General features: G+C 36.6%; 19 protein-coding genes and 1 tRNA gene. 12 read left to right on the top strand and 8 right to left on the bottom strand.

The genetic code is table 11. The features are described 5' to 3' along the window. Window positions 1-85: 85 nt before the first annotated feature. Window positions 86-1,060: a polyprenyl synthetase family protein gene (locus VBZ51_RS04630; RefSeq protein ID WP_416576210.1), complete on the top strand. Its 975-nt coding sequence runs from the start codon at window positions 86-88 to the stop codon at window positions 1,058-1,060. Here VBZ51_RS04630 and VBZ51_RS04625 read toward each other — a convergent pair. Together VBZ51_RS04625 and VBZ51_RS04620 are read right to left on the bottom strand one after the other, a co-directional pair. Then, window positions 1,057-2,199 (bottom strand): lycopene cyclase family protein, encoded by a 1,143-nt coding sequence (locus tag VBZ51_RS04625; protein WP_416576209.1) that lies wholly within the window; start codon window positions 2,197-2,199, stop codon window positions 1,057-1,059. The genes VBZ51_RS04630 and VBZ51_RS04625 overlap by 4 nt on opposite strands. Window positions 2,200-2,274: 75 nt before the next feature. Then, window positions 2,275-4,551, bottom strand: coding sequence for a TonB-dependent receptor (locus VBZ51_RS04620; protein ID WP_416576208.1), 2,277 nt, complete (start codon window positions 4,549-4,551; stop codon window positions 2,275-2,277). A 78-nt stretch (window positions 4,552-4,629) separates the two neighbouring features. Here VBZ51_RS04620 and VBZ51_RS04615 point away from each other — a divergent pair, with 78 nt between their 5' ends. The 4 genes from VBZ51_RS04615 (at window position 4,630) to VBZ51_RS04600 (ending at window position 7,085) form a co-directional block, all read left to right on the top strand. Next, window positions 4,630-5,292 (top strand): metal-dependent transcriptional regulator, encoded by a 663-nt coding sequence (locus VBZ51_RS04615; protein WP_058105099.1) that lies wholly within the window; start codon window positions 4,630-4,632, stop codon window positions 5,290-5,292. Window positions 5,293-5,311: 19 nt separating this feature from the next. Next, window positions 5,312-6,133, top strand: a complete 822-nt coding sequence (locus VBZ51_RS04610; protein WP_058104361.1) for a ZIP family metal transporter — start codon at window positions 5,312-5,314, stop codon at window positions 6,131-6,133. A gap of 63 nt (window positions 6,134-6,196) precedes the next feature. After that, window positions 6,197-6,637 carry a hypothetical protein gene (locus VBZ51_RS04605; RefSeq protein WP_416576207.1) on the top strand — a complete coding sequence of 147 codons (441 nt, stop codon included), beginning with the start codon at window positions 6,197-6,199 and terminating at the stop codon, window positions 6,635-6,637. A gap of 25 nt (window positions 6,638-6,662) precedes the next feature. Next, entirely contained in the window at window positions 6,663-7,085 is a 423-nt protein-coding gene (locus VBZ51_RS04600) for a DUF2141 domain-containing protein (protein WP_416576206.1), read from the top strand. Window positions 7,086-7,088: 3 nt separating this feature from the next. Here VBZ51_RS04600 and VBZ51_RS04595 read toward each other — a convergent pair whose 3' ends face one another. Continuing rightward, on the bottom strand, window positions 7,089-7,496 hold the full coding sequence (locus VBZ51_RS04595) for a hypothetical protein (protein ID WP_416576205.1): 408 nt from the start codon (window positions 7,494-7,496) through the stop codon (window positions 7,089-7,091). A 69-nt stretch (window positions 7,497-7,565) separates the two neighbouring features. Between VBZ51_RS04595 and VBZ51_RS04590 the strand changes: the two genes are divergently transcribed. Beyond that, a complete protein-coding gene (locus tag VBZ51_RS04590) occupies window positions 7,566-7,952 on the top strand; it encodes a DUF423 domain-containing protein (protein ID WP_416576204.1) in 387 nt (128 codons plus the stop codon). Here VBZ51_RS04590 and VBZ51_RS04585 read toward each other — a convergent pair. The 4 genes from VBZ51_RS04585 to VBZ51_RS04570 form a co-directional block, all read right to left on the bottom strand. Further along, on the bottom strand, window positions 7,949-9,487 hold the full coding sequence (locus VBZ51_RS04585) for a carboxypeptidase-like regulatory domain-containing protein (protein ID WP_416576203.1): 1,539 nt from the start codon (window positions 9,485-9,487) through the stop codon (window positions 7,949-7,951). The two genes, VBZ51_RS04590 and VBZ51_RS04585, sit on opposite strands and share 4 nt — an antisense overlap. Window positions 9,488-9,744: 257 nt before the next feature. Continuing rightward, window positions 9,745-11,937, bottom strand: a complete 2,193-nt coding sequence (gene feoB / locus VBZ51_RS04580; RefSeq protein WP_416576202.1) for a ferrous iron transport protein B — start codon at window positions 11,935-11,937, stop codon at window positions 9,745-9,747. Then, window positions 11,934-12,179 carry a FeoA family protein gene (locus VBZ51_RS04575; RefSeq protein ID WP_058104354.1) on the bottom strand — a complete coding sequence of 82 codons (246 nt, stop codon included), beginning with the start codon at window positions 12,177-12,179 and terminating at the stop codon, window positions 11,934-11,936. Before VBZ51_RS04575 ends, feoB begins: the two co-directional genes overlap by 4 nt. Window positions 12,180-12,285: 106 nt before the next feature. Beyond that, on the bottom strand, window positions 12,286-12,969 hold the full coding sequence (locus VBZ51_RS04570) for an SCO family protein (RefSeq protein ID WP_416576201.1): 684 nt from the start codon (window positions 12,967-12,969) through the stop codon (window positions 12,286-12,288). 162 nt (window positions 12,970-13,131) lie between these two features. Here VBZ51_RS04570 and rseP point away from each other — a divergent pair, with 162 nt between their 5' ends. The 5 genes from rseP (at window position 13,132) to VBZ51_RS04545 (ending at window position 18,494) form a co-directional block, all read left to right on the top strand. Continuing rightward, on the top strand, window positions 13,132-14,484 hold the full coding sequence (rseP, locus tag VBZ51_RS04565; protein ID WP_071341009.1) for an RIP metalloprotease RseP: 1,353 nt from the start codon (window positions 13,132-13,134) through the stop codon (window positions 14,482-14,484). An 80-nt stretch (window positions 14,485-14,564) separates the two neighbouring features. Next, window positions 14,565-14,638 (top strand) — tRNA-Asn (locus VBZ51_RS04560). Between the two features lie 287 nt (window positions 14,639-14,925). Continuing rightward, entirely contained in the window at window positions 14,926-15,405 is a 480-nt protein-coding gene (locus tag VBZ51_RS04555) for a biotin/lipoyl-containing protein (RefSeq protein ID WP_074671258.1), read from the top strand. Window positions 15,406-15,451: 46 nt separating this feature from the next. After that, entirely contained in the window at window positions 15,452-16,924 is a 1,473-nt protein-coding gene (accC, locus tag VBZ51_RS04550) for an acetyl-CoA carboxylase biotin carboxylase subunit (protein WP_416576200.1), read from the top strand. 28 nt (window positions 16,925-16,952) lie between these two features. Further along, a complete protein-coding gene (locus tag VBZ51_RS04545; protein ID WP_416576199.1) occupies window positions 16,953-18,494 on the top strand; it encodes an acyl-CoA carboxylase subunit beta in 1,542 nt (513 codons plus the stop codon). A 14-nt stretch (window positions 18,495-18,508) separates the two neighbouring features. Here VBZ51_RS04545 and VBZ51_RS04540 read toward each other — a convergent pair whose 3' ends face one another. After that, window positions 18,509-19,534 (bottom strand): LacI family DNA-binding transcriptional regulator, encoded by a 1,026-nt coding sequence (locus VBZ51_RS04540; protein ID WP_416576198.1) that lies wholly within the window; start codon window positions 19,532-19,534, stop codon window positions 18,509-18,511. 194 nt (window positions 19,535-19,728) lie between these two features. Here VBZ51_RS04540 and VBZ51_RS04535 point away from each other — a divergent pair, with 194 nt between their 5' ends. After that, window positions 19,729-22,404 carry a TonB-dependent receptor domain-containing protein gene (locus VBZ51_RS04535; RefSeq protein WP_416576197.1) on the top strand — a complete coding sequence of 892 codons (2,676 nt, stop codon included), beginning with the start codon at window positions 19,729-19,731 and terminating at the stop codon, window positions 22,402-22,404. The last annotated feature ends 28 nt before the right edge of the window (window positions 22,405-22,432 follow it).

Below are 22,432 nucleotides of genomic sequence, written 5' to 3'. Positions count from 1 at the left end.
TCACCTGTAAAGTTTTATTTCTTCTCACTTAAAAAGGGGGCTTATTCAGCCATTTTTGTTCTATTTTTGTGCAAAATTGCAAAGAATGCATACTATTAGTGAATATCGAGATGAGTTTATTGCATATTTAGACTCTATGAGGATTACAAAAGAGCCTAGAAACCTATATGAGCCTATCACATATATTCTGGGTTTAGGCGGCAAAAGGTTAAGACCGGTATTGGTTTTAATGACTGCTGAAATTTTTAATACTGATTTTAGAAAAGCTTTAGATGCTGCCGTTGCTGTTGAGGTCTTTCATAATTTTTCTTTGGTACATGATGATATTATGGATGATGCCCCGGTACGTAGGGGTAAAACTACGGTACATGAAAAATGGGATATTAATACGGGTATTCTGTCTGGTGATGCCATGTTGATAATGGCCTATCAACTTTTTGAAAATTATGAGCCTAATGTTTTTAGAGATTTGGCCAAGCTGTTCAGTAAAACGGCACTTGAAGTTTGTGAAGGTCAACAATACGATGTAGATTTTGAAACTAGGGATGATGTGATGTTGCCCGAGTATCTTAAAATGATAGAATACAAAACTGCCGTCTTAGTTGCAGCTGCGTTAAAAATGGGCGCTATAGTTGCAGGTGCACCAGATGAAGCACAGCAACAGATGTACAATTTTGGACTAAACCTTGGTATAGCTTTTCAATTACAAGATGATTATTTAGATGTTTTTGGTGATCCTAAAACCTTTGGTAAGCAGGTTGGTGGTGATATTATTGAAAACAAAAAGACCTACCTATATCTTAAAGCTTTAAACTCTGGTTCAGAAGTAATCGCTAAAGAATTAGAGCATTTATATTCTATTCACCCAAAAGAGGCCGAAGCTAAAATTAAGGCAGTGCGTTCTATATTTGAAAAGACAAAAGCGGATCAAGCTACTAAAACTGCCATTGCAGATTACACGGCTAAAGCTTTTGAAGTTCTTGATGATATGGATATTAATCCTGAAAATAAAGAACTGCTAAGACAGTTTGGGGAAAACTTAATGAATAGAACGGTTTAGAAAATTCGTTTTATCAATGCTTTGATAAACGGTTGTTTAGGGCAAGAGTTGATATATTCCAAATCTTCTATGAGACTTGTTTTTTCATCTAAAAACTTAAAAACTTTTTGTGGTGGTAATGCTTTAAAGATAGATTGGAATATTACATGGCCATTGGCATTGTCATTGTAAAGTACATCTAAAAAGAGCAGGTCATAAAACCAAAATTTGCCTTTCAATTTTAATTTTTTCAGAGGTTTCCCCTCTTTAATGAACGCTATTAATTTTGGTATTTTGTTTGCCGTACTCATAAAAGTATAACCTGTGCTGGGTTTGGCCCAACCCCCTGGGGTACCTATATAGCGTATTCTGTTGGTATGGTGTTCCCTAAAGTCATACGCTGTCATAGGTATACTGCCAAATTCTCTTTCTATAATCTTATATTCCTGGCATTGAAACCGTTGTAAAATATAGTCTTCTATGGCTTCTTCATACTCAGGTGTTGGCAATAGATTTTCTGAAAACAAAGTGTATTCTATTAATGCGGTATCATTGGAGTAGGGCAGTACATACATAAATCTTGTATTGCCTTTTTGAGGTATGGAAAAATCCATATATGTGACTTCCTTGGTATTGAAAATAGGTTTGTTGACCTTTATTACCCAGCCTATAAAATGCTGCTGTAATACGGGATATTTTGTTTGCTGGGTAGCCATTTTATAATCAAAAAGGCTATTGAATATATACTTGCCGGTATAGGTGTTGTTTACTGCTTTAACCGCAACCTGGTCTTCGGTTTCGGAGATACCCACCACAGTGTCTTGCACAAATGTTATATTGCTAGTTGCCTTTACCTTTTTTAGGTAATGATCATAGAAGTCGATACCTCTTATCATTTTATAAGAATATGGGTCGATCTTGGTTCTTTTGGCAATATCTTCTCCTTGAAAATGAATGGAATTCCACTTCTTATGGATAATCTCTTCAAATTGACCGTTACCTTTTTCCCAAAAACACCACGTTCTGTCGTTGCTATTTTTTGGTGCTTTGTCAAGCAGTAAAATCTTTTTTTGATTAAAAAACGAATCGTTGGCCATAGCATCTGCCAACAATAGACCAGACGCGCCTGCGCCAATGATAATGTAATCGAATTCGTTCATGAATTTTTCAGATTGTTCTCAGCTTCTTTAAGGTCTAGCACTTCAAAAGTACAAAATAGCATGTGTCTTTAATACTTAATTCAATGTATAACGTAGTCCAATAAAAGAACGGATTCCTTGATTTGGTCCATAGACGTAAGATGGGTCAAATGTTAATGCATTCGGGTTATTGGGTGTGGCAACCGCATTGCCATTTGCATCAAAGGTAACTTCTTTATCAAAAGGATCGTTGGCACGGGCAATGATAAAGGGGTTCCCTCTGTTGGGTGTCCAGTCCAGTAAATTTTTAACTCCTCCGTAAATTTCAAAATTCTTTATCCCATCATAAGATAGTTGTATATTTTGAATACTCCACGCGGGTGAAAAATCTCGCCTGGGATCACTTTCCCCTAAGGTTGGTAATCGCATAGGGCCATATAAATTAGCCGTATAATCTATCTTTAAATTCCATGGTCTAATTTGGTACCCAACACTCCAATTGGCGGAATAGCTTTCTGTTAAAATTTGACGTTGCGTAACCCCATTTTCAGTATTACTCACGTTCTGTAATGTTCCTCCGATCATAAATTGTAAACCATTGTACATGGTTATATCTAAGTTTGCACTTATTCCCTTTGAAATCGATTTTCCATCTAAATTGTCATATATAATTTGGTTGGGGTTGGTGTCGTAATCAGGGATTATAACATTTTGGAAATAGGTGTAAAATATTGAAGCATCTAAACTTACAAACGTACCATTATCACCGTAAATTTTCTTCAGAAAGTTAAGATTTACATTAAATGATTCTTCCGGTTCCAGTTCTTCTGCAATAATGACATCTCTAGAACCTGTAAGTGCTGCATGATCTTCTGTGAATAGATTTACCACTCTAAAACCGGTACCCGCATTTAAGCGAATAATGTCATTTTCGGTAAACTTAAAACGATAGGCCGCTCTTGGCGTAAAGATATTACCGTGGCGGTTATCATAATCATATCTGCCCCCTAGGAGAAGGGAATGTTTTTTATTGAACGCTATTTCATCCTGTAAAAAAACACTCGGTATAATTACTTCATCGGGCTCATTACCATTCGTGTTTGCGGTAGCAGGCGTATTGTCGTCATAATAATTATAACGTAATGCAGTACCTGCTAAAAGGCTATGTTTTCCTATGTTTTTATCCCATGTTAACTGGGTAAAACCAATACGTTGATCTGCCAAATAAGGAACATCACCATAAACGGAATTTTGTTTGTGGTCATTATAGGAAAAGGAAAGCATCATTTGCTCTTCTACCGGCAACTGGTACTTGCCTAAAACTTCCCATCTACGGGTGTAAATACTTTCCCCATAAATTTCATCACCGCCTCTAAATTCTGGAGTCCATTGCAGTTCACCTCCCCATCTATCTTCATAAAAAAACCTTCCTGCCAAAGAAAGGATTCTGGAGTCTTTTCTTTCAAAATTCCATTTTTGAAAAACAGATATGCGATCTTGTAATGTAAGATCGGTAAAATTATCTCCATTATTGTCAATAGGGTTATCGTACTTAAAATAATTGGCACCTAAGAGAACATTGGCTTTTTTGCCAACATTAAACTTAGTGCCTATGTCAAAATTAAATTCTCCCCAACCGGTTACAAAACTATCTGCAAAAAAATCCGGGGCAGATAAGTTGTTCTTTGTAATAATATTAATGAGTCCGCCAACGGCTTCACTTCCATATAATGTAGATGCTGGGCCTTTAACCACTTCAATTTGTTCTATAAGCGAATTGGGAATGCCTGAGAGTCCGTATACAGTTCCCAAACCACTAACTATGGGCATGCCATCTATTAAGACTAGGGTGTACGGACCTTCTAGTCCATTAATATGAATATCACCTGTATTACAAACATTACAGTTTATTTGTGGTCTTACTCCGTTTACATTCTGTAATGCTTCAAAAATACTTGGTGTTGGGTTCTTTTTAAAAAAGGTAGGTGTATATACTTCTACCGGTACTGGACTTTCTAATCTACTAACAGGTTTTAGAGTGCCTGTAACTACCATTTCATCAAGAGATTCGGTTGATGGTTTTAGGTCAATATTTACAATTTGGTCTTCATCTTCGGAAACGGAGATCGATTTACGAAATTGTTCAAAACCTATATTGGAAGCAATGATAATGTAATCGCCAGAAGGAATATTTTTAAGTAAGTATTGACCGTTTTCGTCTGAAGCAGCGCCAATTTGAGTGCCTTTCAAATAAATATTTACATAGGCTTCAGGAAATCCATTTGAAGATATGGTTCCAGATATGGTAGCTTTTTGTGCATTTACAGTTATAAAAGCTAAAATAGAGCAAGCGAAAAATAATATTTTAAACATCTAAAATTAAATTTAGACAAATCTAAAAAATTGTTTTTAGGTATAAAAATGTATTTTTGTGTTAATATTGCTTTTCAAATGACATTATCAGAAGAAGATTACATAAAAGCCATTTATCACCTAAGTGATTTCAACAGTAAATCTGTTGCAACAAATGCCATCGCAGAACAGATGAAGACAAAACCTTCTTCTGTAACCGATATGGTAAAAAAGTTGTCTGAGAAATCTTTGGTGAACTATAAGAAATACCAAGGCGTCTCACTATCGGAAAAAGGCAGGTTGGTTGCCCTTTCCATTATTAGAAAACATCGTTTATGGGAGGTTTTTTTGGTAGATAAACTTAATTTTTCTTGGGATGAGGTTCATGTGGTGGCAGAGCAATTGGAACACATAAAAAGTGATGCTTTAATTGATAAGTTAGACGCCCATTTAGGATACCCTAAAGTAGATCCGCATGGCGATCCTATTCCTAACAAAGATGGTGTGTTCACAAAATCCGTAAAGAAGTTGATCAGTGATTTGCCAGTGGGTAGTCAAGGGGTTTGTGTAGGCGTCAACGATTCTTCCGCGGCATTTTTAAAATTTTTGGATAAGAATAAAATTGCCTTGGGCGATACCTTTAAAATATTGGAAATTGAAGAGTTTGATGGTTCCGTTACCATCTCTACCAGGTCGGGCTCCATTAGGATATCAAAACAGATTGCAACAAATTTATTTTTGGAGATTGTAGATGAAGAGTAGCATATTAATTATATGAATTATGGATGAAATTATAGCGTATTTTGAATCAATAGATCCCGTACTGGCAGCATTTTATGCTACATTGTTTACTTGGGGACTCACAGCAGCGGGCGCGGCACTGGTTTTTCTTTTTAAAACAATGAACCGTGCTGTTTTAGACGGAATGTTAGGGTTTACTGGCGGTGTAATGGTAGCGGCCAGTTTTTGGAGCTTACTGGCACCGGGTATAGAAATGAGCCCGGGTGAAGGGTTTGTGAAAGTTATACCGGCAGGAGTAGGTTTTTTGCTAGGTGCTTTGTTCATTTTTGGGTTGGATAAAGTATTGCCCCATTTACATATTAATTTTAAGGAAGACGAGGCAGAAGGTGTTAAAACACCTTGGCGTAGAACAACCTTACTTACGTTGGCCATTACATTACATAACATACCGGAAGGTTTAGCGGTTGGTGTACTTTTTGGGGGAGTGGCCGCTGGTTTTGATGGCGCCTCTATTGGTGGTGCCGTTGCTTTGGCCTTAGGTATTGGTCTACAAAACTTTCCGGAAGGTTTTGCCGTTGCCATGCCGTTACGTAGACATGGATTGAGCAGGACAAAAAGTTTTATGTTCGGTCAGGCTTCCGCATTGGTAGAGCCTGTTGCAGCAGTACTAGGGGCGTGGGCCGTGCTTACTTTTCAACCTATACTGCCATATGCGCTTTCTTTTGCGGCCGGCGCAATGATCTTTGTGGTCGTAGAGGAAGTTATACCAGAAACACAGCAAGATAAGTACACTGATATTGCTACCATGGGCTTCATTGGTGGCTTCATCATCATGATGACCCTAGATGTTGGTTTAGGTTAATAATTTAATTTGAATTTTACCGTTTAAGGCAATAGTATGGTTAACTTGATACTTTAAACCTTTATGCATTTTACCAAGAAAAATTGGGTATGGACAGTGGTGTTGATTCTAACAGTAATCTGTTGTGCGTTCATTTTAATACTTCATTTAAAAAATTGGGTAAGTAATAGTGACAATAGCCTAGGAATTCGTTCTGGGTTTTATAATGTTGAAATTCCATTAAATGAACTAGATAGTGTGGTGTTGGTTGAAAGAATACCGCCAATGGAGCGTCTGCACGGTTTTTCTGCACTGGAAAAAGAGAAAGGTGTCTTTAGGGAGTTTAAAGATTCTTTGACAGACAAGAAAGTTCATGTTTTTGTAGATAATATTGAACAACATAAAGTTAAGTTGGTCTATAAAGATTCTACTTACGTATATTTTAATCTAAAAGACTCGGTCCAAACTTTACAATTGTTTCAGAAACTCGGCGGAAAAATAGGGGCATTGAGCGCGCCTAATTAAATTGTAGATTTTAAAATAATATGGCATGATAAAAGGGAATCTATTGGTACTATTTGTTTTAGGATTGATGTCAACAGGTCTATTTGCTCAGCATAATATTAGTTTAAATATTGATGGGGTTACTTCTGAAGAAGGTAATATCTGTTTTGCCGTTTATACTAATGAAAGTTCCTTTTTAAAGTTTGATAAGGTATATAAATCCGGCTCTGAAAAGGCTGTGAAGGGTAAGACGGTTTTTGATATTGAAAACTTGCCCGATGGTGAGTATGCCATTGCTATATTTCATGATGCTAACGGAAATAATAATTTAGATACCAACATGTTGGGTATTCCAAAAGAGCAAATAGCATTCTCTAAAGGAAAAATGAAAATGTTTGGTCCGCCAAAATATACCGAGTGTGCCTTTATTCTAGATTCAAATATGCAAATGAATATCAGTTTGCAGTAAATGCTAATAGCTTGTAATTTTGATTACTCCGTTGGCTCCCTGAGTACCATAACCAGCAGCATCTGCACCCGATAGTATAACTATTTTCTTCACATTGTAGCTATCTATTAACTCGTTGATCGAATGAAAAGAATTTCCAATTATCTGATTGTTTAAGACGTACAAAGGTTCTTGACTGCCACCAGAGGCAAAGGAATTACTGGTCTTATTGATTATAGGTACATTGTTTTGCAAGACTACGCCACTCTTTTGGCGTATACGTTGTAGTAGCGAAACGTTCGCCCTATTTTTTTCTCTCAATTCCACATCTAAAGAAGATGTACCGTTGTTGTCATTACTTGTGTTTTTTGATGATCCGCAGCCGGTCATTATCAAAAGCATAAAACCATAGACAGTAATAAACTTTTTCATTTTTTGATAATTAGTTTTATGTAAGGTATACAATTAAATGGATGCCATTATCTTTGAAAGAAAAATTTCATGGTATTAGTTGCGCAATTGGTAGGAGCCTTATTAGGATTATTAGCAGTAGTTTTTGGGGCATTTGGTGCACATTTGTTAAAGAAAACGTTTACTGAAGATCAACTGAATAGTTTTGAAACAGGAGTAAAATATCAAATGTATCACGCACTTTTACTATTGATGTTAAGTTTTAACCTTAATCTAGAAACTGGCCTAGAAAAGGCAATTATCTATTGCATCATCATTGGAATCATTCTTTTTTCCTTTAGTATTTACGGATTGTGTATATCTGCATCCAAAGGAAATAAAATAAAAATACTGGGTCCTATTACTCCAATTGGAGGTTTGCTTTTGGTAACGGGTTGGGGGCTTTTGTTCTATAATATAGTTAGGAACTATATTTAATCAATGGTGGTTGACTTAAACTCTTTTATTGCTGTATTGGGTTCCATAATAGCGTAGCCTTCCCAAAAATTAGGATCGTATTTAGGCATATATGTCGGTGATACGGCATTGTTTTCTGTAAAACCGTCAAAAGTAACTTGGTCTATTTGATCAGATTCAAAAATGATCAATTCATTCTTTACAACATTTATAAAGACAAAATCCATATCGCCAGATAGCTCATTTTGTTTGTTTTTGCCTTTTACGATTTTATTCTTTTCAATGATTTTTAATGGTCTTCTAACACCAATACGTTCACCTACTTCAGACTCATAATAGCGTAGGCCGTAATGGTCAAATGCATCTTTTTGATAAATTACTTTTCCTTTAGATAAATAGGTATTTGTTGAAATCCCTAAAAGACTGAATTTTTTAACAGGCTTTACATTGCTATAGTCTATTTGCAGTACGGCAAAATCATCAGCATTTATAAATAGTGTTCCTTCAAAATCTGCTGATCCACTTGGTTTAAAAGAGATGACGTAAACGGCATCATTACCTAAATATGTGAATTCTTGTAATGTATAGTCATACTTTCTGGATTTTACTATAAAGTTTAGATCATTGTCTTCTTGCGTGGGTAAATTATTGAAGATATTGTTCAATTGACTTTTTTTCCAATTGGCGTAGTTTTTCTGTTGCAGCTCTTTGTCTTTCTTCTTTTTCTCTAGCTGTTCGTTGGCAGCGGCCACATCTGTAGAGTCAATATCTTCTTCAAGAAATTCGCTAATCTCCTCGGCATCTATTTTAGTACCGAACAAACCGGATTTTATCTTGAAATAAGATCCTTCTTTAACATTTTCACGAAGTATTTCATTGAATTTTTCCTCTAATTTTTCAGCATCAAGTTCCTTGCTTTTATCAAATAGTTTGGAAGCTTTTAAAAGATTTAATTTTAATAACTCTTCATGTGGGTTGCCGTATAGATCGCCAACAATTTCAGAATAATAACTGTTGTCCTTGGGTACAGTGGTTATAACACTATCTAGAAATTGTTGGTTTAGTATATCTATGGATGATTTTTTGACTTTAAAATCACTTTTTGTCCATCTATCAAAGTTAGATGACCTATGGAACAATCGTTTTTTAGTGAGGTGGGTCTTATAGTTTTTGTCTAGATTTTCAACTACAAAATCTATTATTTCGTCAGCAGTATAATTTTTATTGGATACTATAACCTCTCTTAGTTCAATGGCTTTGGGTACGAGTAATATTCTAGAGCTTGTAAACTCTGAAATAGGTTTGGCAAGGGTTTCATAACCCATTGAGGAAATAATGAGAGAGTCAGATTCTTGTATGGTTTCGTTCAAGATAAAATTGAAATTACCCTCTTCATTGGTAATGACTCCTTTTTCTTTTAATTGAACAGTGGCGTAAGGAATAGGTTGTTGGGTAATGCTATCTAAAACGTTGGCGCTTAAGTTCTGTGCATTAGTGTTTAAAATGGTGAAAACAAAAATTGTAAAAAGTAATAAGTGCGTTGGTTTATTGTTCATAGTGTTAGATTATTCCTACGCAATCTAAACGAACAAAAGCAACAAACGTTACAGTTTTAGAAACTGTTATGAGTCTTTTATAGCTATTTTAACTTATCAATAAAGATTAGTGGCAGCCACAATCATCTTGACCACAGGATTTAGCGTTGTTTTTTTTGCCGGACCAAATAGATTTAGGAATCAAAAATTTATTTACCAAATACCCTACGGAAATAGCTAGTGTTATGTAAACCAATATGTGTTGTATAATGTCCATATTATTTTAATAATTGGTATGCTATTAAAGCTACAATATAAGCAAAAAGGCTCATGAATACTAGCTGCCCTGCTGGCCATTTCCAAGAATTCGTCTCCCTTTTTACTACCGCCAAGGTGCTCATACATTGCATAGCGAATGCATAGAACAATAGTAATGAAATGCCCGAAGCTAAATTAAACAATGGTTTTTTTGTTTTGGGATCTACTTCTGCAGCCATTCTATTTTTAATGGTTTCCTCTTCATCATTCCCTACACTGTAAATAGTAGCTAATGTACCTACAAAAACCTCTCTTGCCGCAAAGGATGTTAAAACGGCTATTCCTATTTTCCAGTCATAACCTAAAGGTCTTACTATAGGTTCTATGGCTTTGCCCATATAACCCATATAGGAATGCTCTAATTTATAGCTGGCAATTTCCTGGTTTAATGCTCTTTCTTGCAATTCTTGCTGTTGCACTGCTTTCTCTTCTATGGAAAGAGTTGTTGCTTGTGCTTCTTGTTGATTTTCAAAGTAAACCTCGCTATTGGCGCTATACCCCTTTTCTTTAATTCTTTGCGCTACTATGGTTTCGGCATTTTTAAATTCATCCGAAAATCCGTTAGAGCCCAAAAACCAGAGCACAATAGATATGGCCAATATTATTTTACCTGCGCCAAAGACAAAACTTTTTGTTTTTTCAAGGACGGTATAGGCAACGTTTTTTATCAACGGTAGTTTATAGTTGGGCATTTCAACCACAAAGAAAGACCTACTTTTAATTTTTAAGATCTTGTTCAGGATTACCGCCGACAGAATAGCAGCTCCAAAGCCCATTAAATATAACGACATTAAGGTCAGGGCCTTATAGCTTAATCCAAGAAAACTGCCTTCGGGTATGACCAAGGCAATGATAATTAGGTAGACCGGTAACCTTGCGGAACAGGTAGTGAACGGGGTTACTAGAATAGTAATTAACCTTTCTTTCCAGTTTTCGATAGTTCTAGTAGCCATTACCGCTGGAATAGCACATGCGGTACCTGAAATTAATGGAACCACACTTTTACCGCTCAATCCAAAGGGCCTCATTATCCTGTCCATCAAGAAGACTACCCTGCTCATATAGCCTGTTTCTTCCAGTAGGGCTATAAATAAGAATAAGAATGCTATTTGTGGTATAAATATAACGATACCACCAATACCGGCTAAAATACCCTCTGCAATAAGATTGGTAAATACTCCCGGTGGCAATGTGTTTTTCACCCATTCTGTAGCCGAAGCAAAAAAACCATCAATTAAATCCATGGGATACTCGCTCCAACCATAAATGGCTTGAAAAATGGTGAGCAGTATTAAAAAGAAAATTGCATAACCAAAGACCTTATGGGTTAAGACCTTGTCTAAAGTGGCTCTAAACCCTTTGGCGGCATTGGCATCTACTTTATACGTTTCCTTTAAAATGCCGTTAATGAATTGATAACGTAATATTGTTTCTTTCTGCTGTAAACGTTTAAGCTCGGATTTTGATTTTGTGGTAAAGGAAGATGTGTCTTTTGTAAACGTTTTTTTCAACGGCATAAAGTTCACGTCTTGGGTAATGACCAACCATAACTTATAGATATCCTCTTTCGGAAAAGCATCTGTAAGTCGTTCAAAATAATCAGGTGCAATAACCGATATATCTACATTTTGGCTTTTTGGTAGAAGTTTAAAGTCTGCAATGAGATTTCTTAATCTATCTATACCCGTTTCTTTCCTAGTACTTACCAGAGCAATTTTAGAGTTTAACTTTTGCTCCAATAACTCAATATCTATGGTAATCCCTTTACGAACCATACGATCGGCCATATTAATGACTAAAATGGTAGGTATTTTTAAGTCCTTGATCTGTGTAAAAAGAAGAAGGTTTCTTTTTAGGTTTTCTACATCAGATACGACAATGGCAACGTCTGGGTGGTCTTTGTCGTTCTTATTTAAAAGAAGTTCAACGGCAACACTTTCATCTAATGATGTAGTGTTTAAACTATAGGTACCCGGTAAATCTAAAATGTGAGCTTTGACACCACGGGGCAATTTGCAAATACCCTCTTTCTTTTCTACGGTAATACCTGGGTAATTACCAACTTTTTGGTTTAGTCCGGTAAGCTGATTGAAAACCGATGTTTTACCGGTATTAGGGTTGCCTATAAGGGCTACATTGATCTGTTTGCTCATATAACCGCATTGTCATCAATAATATCAAGTGCTATATGTAAGGCCATTTCTCGTCTAATGGCAATATGAGATCCGTTGACATTAATATATATTGGGTCTTTTAATGGTGCTACCTGTACCAATTCTACTTCATTGCCAGGTAAACAACCCATTTCAAGTAGCTTGATCGGCAATAGGTCTTGAGTGAATTCTTTTATGATTCCTCTTTGACCTCTTTTTAAATGTGCTACTGTAGTCTCCAATCTTTATTTAGATTCATTATAAGTAAGGCAAAAGTAAATGAAATAATTCAATTAAGGAATTATTACATCTTAAAACTAGTTTCGCCTTGGGCAGGTAATAGCCCGGTTAATTATCTAGTTCGTCGTAAGAATTTTTTAGAATTTCAATATCGGTCATAATTTTATCCATATCCTCTTTTTTAGTGCCATCATAAAAGCCCCTTATGCGTTTATCCTTATCCACTAAAATAAAATTTTCGGTATGTATCATATCAAATGGTCCGCCATCGCCATCGGTTTTAACGGCCAAATAAGATTTTCGTGCCAATTCATAGATCTGTTTTTTATCACCCGTAACTAAATTCCAATTCCTGTCATCCACCCCTTTTTCAATAGCATATTTTTTAAGCTGTGTAACCGAGTCGATCTCTGGCGTAACGGAATGTGATAACAACATAACATCAGAATCTTTGCCAAGTGCCCTTTGCAGGTCTACCATATTTTTGGTCATGATAGGGCAAATAGTAGGGCAGGTGGTGAAAAAGAAATCGGCTATATAGATTTTACCTTTGTAATCTTCTTGGGTAATGATCTCGCCATTTTGGTTGGTCAATGAAAAATCTGCAATGGTATGGTATTTTCTAACATGTTGAATTTCTTCTGCTACCAGTTCTGAGTTTACCATGGCAGGAGAATACACGGGCAACAGTTTTACAGGCTGTAGGGCATTATAGAATAAATATATGATTATGACGGAGAGTACCAAAAGTACTATTCCAAAAATCTTGAATTTTGCGAAGAAAGACCGCATACTATTTTTTTACAAAGGTACGCTAGGGTTGTCAAGATTTCAAGTAAATATAGCTGTCTTGCTGATAAATTATTCATAAAATACCATAAGGTCAGTGGGTTTCTTTTTTTTAGCGGTTGTAAAAATGTACTTTTGTGCGATTTTAATTTTCACGAAATAAGGATGAGCCCCATTGTAATAAAGACAATTCAATTTTTTTTAAGCCTTTCAATATTAATAGTACTACACGAGTTAGGGCATTTTATACCGGCAAAATATTTTAAGACCAGAGTTGAGAAATTCTACTTGTTCTTTGATGTAAAGTTTTCACTTTTTAAAAAGAAGATAGGTGAGACCGAATACGGTATTGGTTGGTTGCCCCTTGGCGGATATGTAAAAATATCTGGTATGATAGATGAGAGCATGGACAAAGAAGCCATGGCAGAAGAACCTAAGGAGTGGGAGTTTAGAAGCAAACCGGCTTGGCAACGTTTAATTATAATGTTAGGCGGCGTAACGGTAAATTTCATTTTGGCCGTTGTTATATTCATTGGTCTGGCATATGCTTATGGTGAAACCTATATTGCGAATGATAGTTTAAAAGATGGAGTATGGGTTACCGATACTACGTTGGGTGATGCACTAGGTATACAAACGGGAGATAAAGTTCTTGCTGTTGATGGTAAGAAGATCAAAGCTTTAAATGGTATTATGCCTGAAGTGGTTTATGGTGAAAAAATAACTTTAGAACGTGACGGTAATATAATAGAAAAGGATATACCGGTAAATTTTATTGAAACAATTTCTGATAATAGAGAAAATGCTAGGTTTATAAATTATAGGAATCCGTTTGTAATTAGAGAAATCCCTGAAGATTCTCAAAATAAGGATAGTGGATTTAAAGCTGGTGATGCTGTTGTTGAAATTGCCGGTACGCCCGTAGAGTATCAAGATCAAGTAATACCGGTTTTGGAAGCCAATAAAGGAAAAAGTATTCCCGTATTAGTAATTCGAGATGGGAAGAAGGTTAACCTGAATGCAAATGTTTCTGATGAAGGAAAGTTTGGAGTGTATGCTGGGTTAAATTCATTAGAGGAATATGAGGAAAAGGGGTATTTCAAATTTGAAACATTAAACTATACTTTTTTAGAATCTATCCCAGCCGGATGGAATAAAGGCGTTAAAACCCTTACAGATTACATTAAGGGGATGAAGAAAATTTTTAATCCTGATACTGGCGCTTATAAAGAGGTTGGTGGTTTCGCTGCCATTGGTGGTATGTTCCCAGATACTTGGAACTGGCCAGCGTTTTGGGCTACAACGGCATTTATATCTATTATTCTTGCCTTTATGAATATTCTGCCAATACCAGCTTTAGATGGCGGCCACGTAATGTTTTTGCTTTATGAAATGATTACAGGTAGAAAGCCAAGCGATAAGTTTTTAGAGTACGCACAGATCACCGGATTCTTTATTTTAATAGCACTTTTACTGTTCGCAAACGGTAATGATGTTTATAAAGCGATATTTAAATAAAAAAAATAATTTATTTGTTTGGCGACTTTCAAAAAACTACTATATTTGCACCCGCTTTAGGAAACTAAAACGGGTTATTTTCCTCCTTAGCTCAGTTGGTTAGAGCATCTGACTGTTAATCAGAGGGTCCTTGGTTCGAGCCCAAGAGGGGGAGCAAAAAACGAAATCCAATCTAATTATTTAGGTTGGATTTTTTGTTTTTGGTCAATGTTTACGGTGCTTTGCTTCGTTCTGACCGAGACTTCTACTTTTTTAAATAAAATCAATTCTTCGCGAGATTATATGAGATTCAGTGTTCTATTCGGCATACCATTTTAAATTATAAGTATCCCTGTTATTCAAATAATCAACGGAACAGGTCATTTCAAAACGGCAAAATCCATCCCCAATCTTTTTCGATATCTTTGGTTTACTTAACTATTGTATTTATAAGATCCAAATATGTCAAATTACTTAATTACCGTAAACAAAGAAGAATTACAATGTAGCACTAGTGATGTAGATTCTTTAGATAGTATATTGGTCAATGAGAATACGCTTCATGTTTTAGATAAGAATAGCGCTTTTGACGTAGAAATAATTCATTCCAATTTTTTGAACAAGACCGTTACCCTTTCCATCAACGGAAATATTTATGATGTTAAACTTGAAGATGAGTATGATCAGCAAATTAAAAAGATGGGATTGCTGGCGGTAACCACTCAAAAATTAAACGAGGTAAAAGCACCCATGCCCGGGTTAATTGTGGATGTTTTGGTAGAAGTAGGGCAAGAGGTCATAGAGGGTACTCCTTTACTGGTACTATCTGCTATGAAGATGGAGAATGTTATTCTGGCTCAGGGCGAAGGCGTAATAAAATCAGTTGAAGTTAAAAAAGATGATGCTGTTGAGAAAGGGCAGTTAATTATTGAAATGGAATAGAAACAATCTTATAGCCACCATTGTATAAAAGGAAAATTAAGTTTTAATGAAAAAAATACTAATAGCCAACAGAGGTGAAATAGCATTACGGATAATGAAGACCGCTCAAAAAATGGGCATTAAAACCGTAGCTGTATATTCTGAAGTTGACCGTCATTCTCCACATGTGAAGTTTGCAGATGAGGCAGTTTTACTTGGTCCTGCCCCTTCATCAGAATCTTATCTTGTAATGGAAAAAGTAATTAACGCAGCAAAGGGTACAGGTGCAGATGGTATTCACCCTGGTTACGGATTTTTAAGTGAAAATGCGACTTTCGCACAAATGGTGGAGGACAACGAGATTACTTTTATTGGACCCAAACCTCATGCCATTAAAGTGATGGGGAATAAACTGGCGGCAAAAGAAGCGGTTCGCGATTATGATATTCCTATGGTACCCGGTATTGAAGAGGCTATAACTGATGTCACCTTAGCCGAAAAGGTGGCAAAAGAAATAGGATTTCCAATTTTAATTAAAGCTTCTGCTGGCGGTGGTGGTAAGGGAATGCGGGTGGTTGAAAAGTTAGAGGATTTACCAGAGCAAATGCAAAGGGCAATAAGTGAGGCACAAGCGGCATTTGGTGACGGATCTGTTTTTATTGAAAAATATGTGGGCTCGCCCAGACATATAGAAATTCAGGTTCTTGCCGATACCCATGGTAATATTGTTCACCTATTTGAACGGGAATGTAGCGTTCAAAGAAGACATCAAAAAGTAGTGGAAGAAGCTCCTTCAGCTGTACTTACTCCAGAAATAAGAAATGCAATGGGAGAAGCCGCCATAAAAGTAGCTAGAGCTTGCGATTATGTAGGTGCTGGTACAGTAGAGTTCTTGCTTGATGAAAACAAGAATTTTTATTTCTTGGAAATGAATACTAGGCTTCAAGTAGAGCATCCTGTTTCTGAGTTGATATCTGGGGTCGACTTGGTAGAGCAACAAATCAAAGTAGCTCGTGGAGAAGCATTGGCTTTTACCCAAGAAGATTTAAAAATAAACGGTCATGCACTTGAAGTGCGGGTGTATGCAGAAGATCCCTTAACAGATTTTATGCCCAGTATAGGAACATTAACCACCTATAAAGTACCGGTAGGTGAGGGTATTCGTGTTGATGACGGTTTTGAAGAAGGTATGGAAGTGCCTATTTATTATGATCCCATGCTTTCCAAGTTGATAACCTATGGTAAAACCAGGGAAGAAGCTATCCAATTAATGATTAGGGCTATTGAAAATTATAAAGTAGAGGGTGTTGCCACAACTTTGTCTTTTGGAAAGTTTGTTTGTGAACATGAAGCCTTTACTTCAGGGAATTTTGACACCCATTTTGTTAAAAACTACTATTCGCCAGAACATTTAGAAATGCAATATGCCGAAGAAAGAAGAATAGCGGCCTTGGTAGCATTGAAATTGTATAAGGAAAATGAAAAGGTTTTAAAGGTTCCGTCCAAAAATTCTTCTAATTGGCAGAAGAGTAGAGTGTAGAATTGCAAATAAGATTTGAACGAGTAGCATGAAAGATAATAAAGAGATTTTAGCGGAAAAACTGGCATTGTCCAAATTGGGTGGAGGTCAAGCACGTATTGATAAACAGCATGCCAAAGGAAAGTTAACTGCTCATGAAAGAATACATTTTTTATTGGATGAAGGTTCATTTGAAGAGATGGGTGCCTTGGTTACCCACCGTACCAAAGACTTTGGTATGGAAAAACAAATTTTTTATGGTGACGGAGTAGTCACTGGTTATGGTACGATCAACGGAAGACAAGTTTGCGTCTTTGCACAGGACTTTACCGTTTTTGGTGGTGCTTTGTCTGAAACACATGCCGAAAAAATCTGTAAGATTATGGATATGGCCATGAAAATAGGTGTTCCAATGATCGGTCTTAATGATAGTGGTGGTGCCCGTATTCAAGAAGGTGTGCGATCCTTAGGTGGCTATGCCGATATTTTTCATAAAAACGTTATGGCATCGGGAGTAATTCCCCAAATTTCGGCTATTATGGGGCCATGTGCCGGTGGTGCGGTATACTCGCCAGCAATGACCGATTTTACCTTAATGGTAGAAAATTCTAGCTACATGTTCGTCACTGGTCCTAATGTGGTAAAAACGGTAACCAATGAAGAAGTGACATCGGAAGAACTTGGTGGCGCATCGGCACATGCCACTAAATCTGGTGTTACACATTTAACGGCTGCTAATGATATTCAATGTATAGAACAAATTAAGCAGATGATCGGGTATATGCCTCAAAATTGCGAAGATAAACCAGCAGATGTTCCCTATGCACTTGGTAATGAGGTACGTGATGTGTTGGAGGATATTGTGCCCATAAATGCAAATCAGCCCTATGATATGCGCCATGTCATCAATGGTATTGTTGATGAGGATACCTTCTTTGAAATACATAAGGCCTATGCAGATAATATTGTTGTAGGGTTCGCTAGGTTGGCAGGCAAAAGTATTGGTATTGTTGCCAATCAACCTATTAGTTTGGCAGGGGTGTTAGACGTTGATAGCTCTAAAAAGGCTGCGCGTTTCACTCGTTTTTGCGATTGTTTCAATATTCCGCTTTTAGTATTGGTAGACGTTCCTGGGTTTTTACCGGGCACTGATCAAGAATGGAACGGTATTATCACAAACGGTGCAAAATTACTGTATGCCCTAAGTGAAGCAACGGTACCTAAAGTAACCGTAATTACTAGAAAAGCATACGGCGGTGCGTATGATGTTATGAACTCCAAACATATTGGTGCCGATCTAAATTATGCGTGGCCTGGAGCGGAAATTGCCGTTATGGGAGCCAAAGGTGCAAGTGAGATCATTTTTAGGAAGGAAATAAACGCTGCTGATGACCCAGAAGCAAAATTGGCGGAAAAGGAGGCGGAATATGCAAAATTATTTGCCAACCCCTATAGTGCTGCACAAAGAGGATTTATAGATGAGGTTATTCTTCCTAAAGACACCAGGAGGAAACTCATAAAAGCCTATACCTTGCTTGAAAATAAATTAGCGGTTTTGCCAAAGAAAAAACATGGCAATATTCCGTTATAACAAGTGGTATTACTTTAAGCTTTTAGTGAAGAATCCCTAACGATCAAACTGGTCTTTATCTCAACAGTTTTGGTATGTACTTCGTTGGGTTGACTTTCTATTTCTTTGATTAGAAAACGAACCGCTGTTCTACCGATTTTGTCACCAGGTTGATCAACAGTGGTCAAAGCCGGACTGATGATGGTTGAGTTGATAGAGTTGCTAAAACCTACTACGGCAATTTCATCGGGTATTTTGATCTTAAATTTATGTAATGCCTTTATAGCACCAATTGCAGCATTATCGGTAATGGCAAAAATGGCATCTGGACGTTTTTTCATACTAATGAGAATATTGGCCAACCGCCTTCCATTGCCTAATGAAATATCTTCTGTGCTTAAAATCAACTTGTCCCGTACGGGTATTTTATATTGGTTTAAAGCACGCAAATAGCCGGCAAATCTTTTTTCTGAGTTGTATGAGTTTTCGGTTTCTTTAATTATGGCAATTCGTTTTTTGCCAAGTTCTATTAAATGTTCAACAGCGTTAAAAGCAGCTTCTTCTTCATTAATAACAACTTGGGTGCAAGGTATTTTACTTGATACTTTGTCAAATAATACAATAGGTATTCTATTTAAAACCTTTAATAATTCTTCTACATCTTTTGTCTTTCTGGCCAATGACATTAGTACTCCGTCAACTCCAAACTGGGTCATGGTGTTTAACATTTCTACTTGTTTGGCGTCGTCATTATTAGATTCTGAGATAATTACTCTGTACCCCCTTAATTCAGCTTCCTCAATAATTCCTTTTATAATGGTAGAAGTAAATAGGTGCGAGATGTTGGGTACTATAACACCTAGTATGTGTGTTTCTCTTGAACGGAAGCCTCTGGCAAATAAATTAGGTACATAATTCATTTGCTTGGCTAGTTTTTTAACTCTCTCTTTGGTCGCAAGACTAATATCCGGGTGATCGTTCAGCGCCCTTGAAACTGTTGAAATTGATAAACTCAGTTCTTTAGAAAGTTCTTTTAATGTGGTATTTCTTTTTTTGCTCATGATTGAAAATGAGTAAATTATATGGAATTCAAAAGAATAACAATATTACAAATTAAATTGCAAACGTTTGCGCAAACGTTTGCATTGGTAATTCGTTAATTTTTGGTTAATACAATGCTATATTCATATAATTTGGCTTCATAATCAACGATTTGATAATTTAAATCGACTCAACTTAAAAAAACTTAAACATTATGAAGAAAATTATTTTTGCGGTAATCGGACTTCTTATCAGTGCAAGCTCCTTTGCACAGACTGATATTTCTGGAACCGTAACGGACAATTTAGGAGACCCTATTCCCGGTGCAAATATTTTAATAGTAGGTAGCACTTCGGGTACAACATCAGATTTTGATGGTAATTTTTCTTTTTCAACAGACCTTACAGGTGAACAAATATTACGTATATCATATATCGGTTTTACTTCGGTAGATAAATCTTTGACCTTAAATGGTACTACACAAACGGTAAATGTCGTGCTTCAAGAAGGTGGTCAGTTATTAGATGAGGTAGTTTTAACCGCATCAAGTACATTTCGTTCTCAAAAACAGGCTCCTTTATCTATCAGTTCTGTAAAAATGAAAGAAATAACTAAGCTATCTGCCAACAGTCAGGCAGATATTCTTAGAAGTGTCCCAGGTATTACCGCTGAAGGTGGTGGTGGTGAAACGGCGAGTAATATATTCGTTAGAGGTTTGCCTTCCGGTGGTCAATATGTTTTTAACCCGCTACAATATGACGGTATGCCTTTAATTAGTTCTTTCGGACTAAATTCTTCTGCGCATGATGTCTATGCAAGACCAGATATAGGTTTTAAAGGTGTTGAATTTGTTCGTGGTGGTGCAGCTGTATTATATGGTGCAGGTTCTGTTGCCGGTATTATTAACTACACAAGTAAAACGGGCGATACAAACCCTGGTAACATTATTAATATTGAAGTGGCCAACCAAGGTAGAATAAAAACGGACTTCTATTCCGGTGGTCAACTAGGTGGTGAAGATTCTAACACGTATTACGCTTTTACTGGTTTTGTTCGTCATGATAGAGGTCCTATTGATGTAGGTCTACCAACAAAAGGTGTTCAGTTTAGAGGTAATATTAAAAAGAAATTCGATAATGGTTCTTTTACCTTAAGCGGACAGTTTATTGACGACAAAGCTCAATTTTACCTTCCAATTCCATTAAGTGGTGGTAGTAGAGAACGTATAAACGGTAATGATGGTGACCCGGTTGAGCAATTGTTATCCGGTGATTTGGCAAATACCTCGTTCAACACACCAGGTGGAACCTATAATAGTCCTATTTCAGATGGTGTTGCTACTTCTGGTGGTTACCTTATGGGTGATTTCAATTACAGATTTGAAGACGACCTTAAATTGACCTCCAAAATTAAATATGCAAATTACAAGCACAACTTTGCCTTGTATGTAGGAGGAAATGGAACAAACGGAAACCCGATAACATTAGATAATTATGTAGAAAGTATCGCTCCTGATAATTTAGGATATACTGCTGCTTACCAAAGTGGGTCAGGTGCTCAAATTAACGGTAACGACTTGGTAATAGATAATTTGCATGTGGATCGTTTACGTCCAATGACAGATTATTCTGGTGAGATCAACCTTACTAAATCTATTGAAACAGCAAATGGTGGTAACCATAACATAACCATAGGTTCTTATATAGCCCGTACTGAGGCAGAAGATGTAAATTATCAATATAGAGTGTTGACAGAGTTCAATAATAACCCTCAATTGGTAAACTTAAATTATACCGATGCCAGTGGAAATAATGTAGTGTATTCTCAAGGCGGTTTATATAACCGTATTGGTCAAACTGCCAATAACTTTCTTTCTCAAAATAGATTAGCATTATATGTTACCGATGAGATGATTTTAGATAGATGGCGTTTTGATGTTGGTTTTAGATGGGAACATACAGATGGTATCAATAGCCGTGGTGGTATTATGAGCGAAACGGTTTATGCTGATCCGGAACTTACAGCTGAGTTAAGTGATGTGCAGACTGCAGATGGTACGTTCTTAAGAACAGAAGTAAATGCAAATGCTTGGGCGCTATCACTTGCAGGTCTTTATGAGTTAACCGAAACTACCAATCTATACGCAAACTTTTCTAAAGGATACTTTTTTCCTCAACTAAGAGGTTTTGCTCCGGTAGCAGGTATTTCTGAAAGTCCGTACGATGCTGAGAACATTATTCAGTTTGAAGCTGGTGCCAAATTCGGAAACCAAAAATTCTCTGGTTCGGTGGCAGGGTATTACGTAGGTCTTAAAGATCGTATTTCCATTAGGCAGGCAATTGTTGGTGGTCAATTAATAGATGAAACAAGAGCTGAGCAAAACACAAGAACCATAGGTATAGAGGCAACTTGGGATTATAGCCTTGCACAATATCTAAATCTACGTGGTAATGCAACTTACCAAAACCATGAGATTACAAAAAATACCGATTTTGATTTGGTAAACGGTACATCTACAGAAGCTAACGTTGGTAATGAATTGGCTAGACAGCCAAACTTGTTGGGTGGATTGGGACTGTATTATGACAATGCCGTTTTCGATGCCAATTTCGGTTTCAACTACACAGGGTCAAAATTCACCGATGATACCAATAATATAGAATTAGATGCCATAACCATTGGTAGATTAGGTGCCGGTTACACATTCTCAAAAGAGGATAACAATAATTCGGTTCGTTTGGGGGTATCGGTCTTTAATTTATTTGATAGTGACGGAATTACGGAAGGGAATCCAAGAGCAGGTTCAGCAGGTCAAACAGAATCACAATTCTTTGTAGGTAGACCAATTTTACCTAGAAGATTGTTTGTAACGGCTACTTTCAATTTCTAAAAAATTTGTGTTGTTAGTTTAATTGATG

This window comes from Maribacter sp. HS (assembly GCF_048059195.1).
Lineage (GTDB): Bacteria > Bacteroidota > Bacteroidia > Flavobacteriales > Flavobacteriaceae > Maribacter > Maribacter dokdonensis.
Note: the sequence above shows the minus strand (reverse complement) of the source record. Positions and strands in the feature narration are given on the sequence as shown.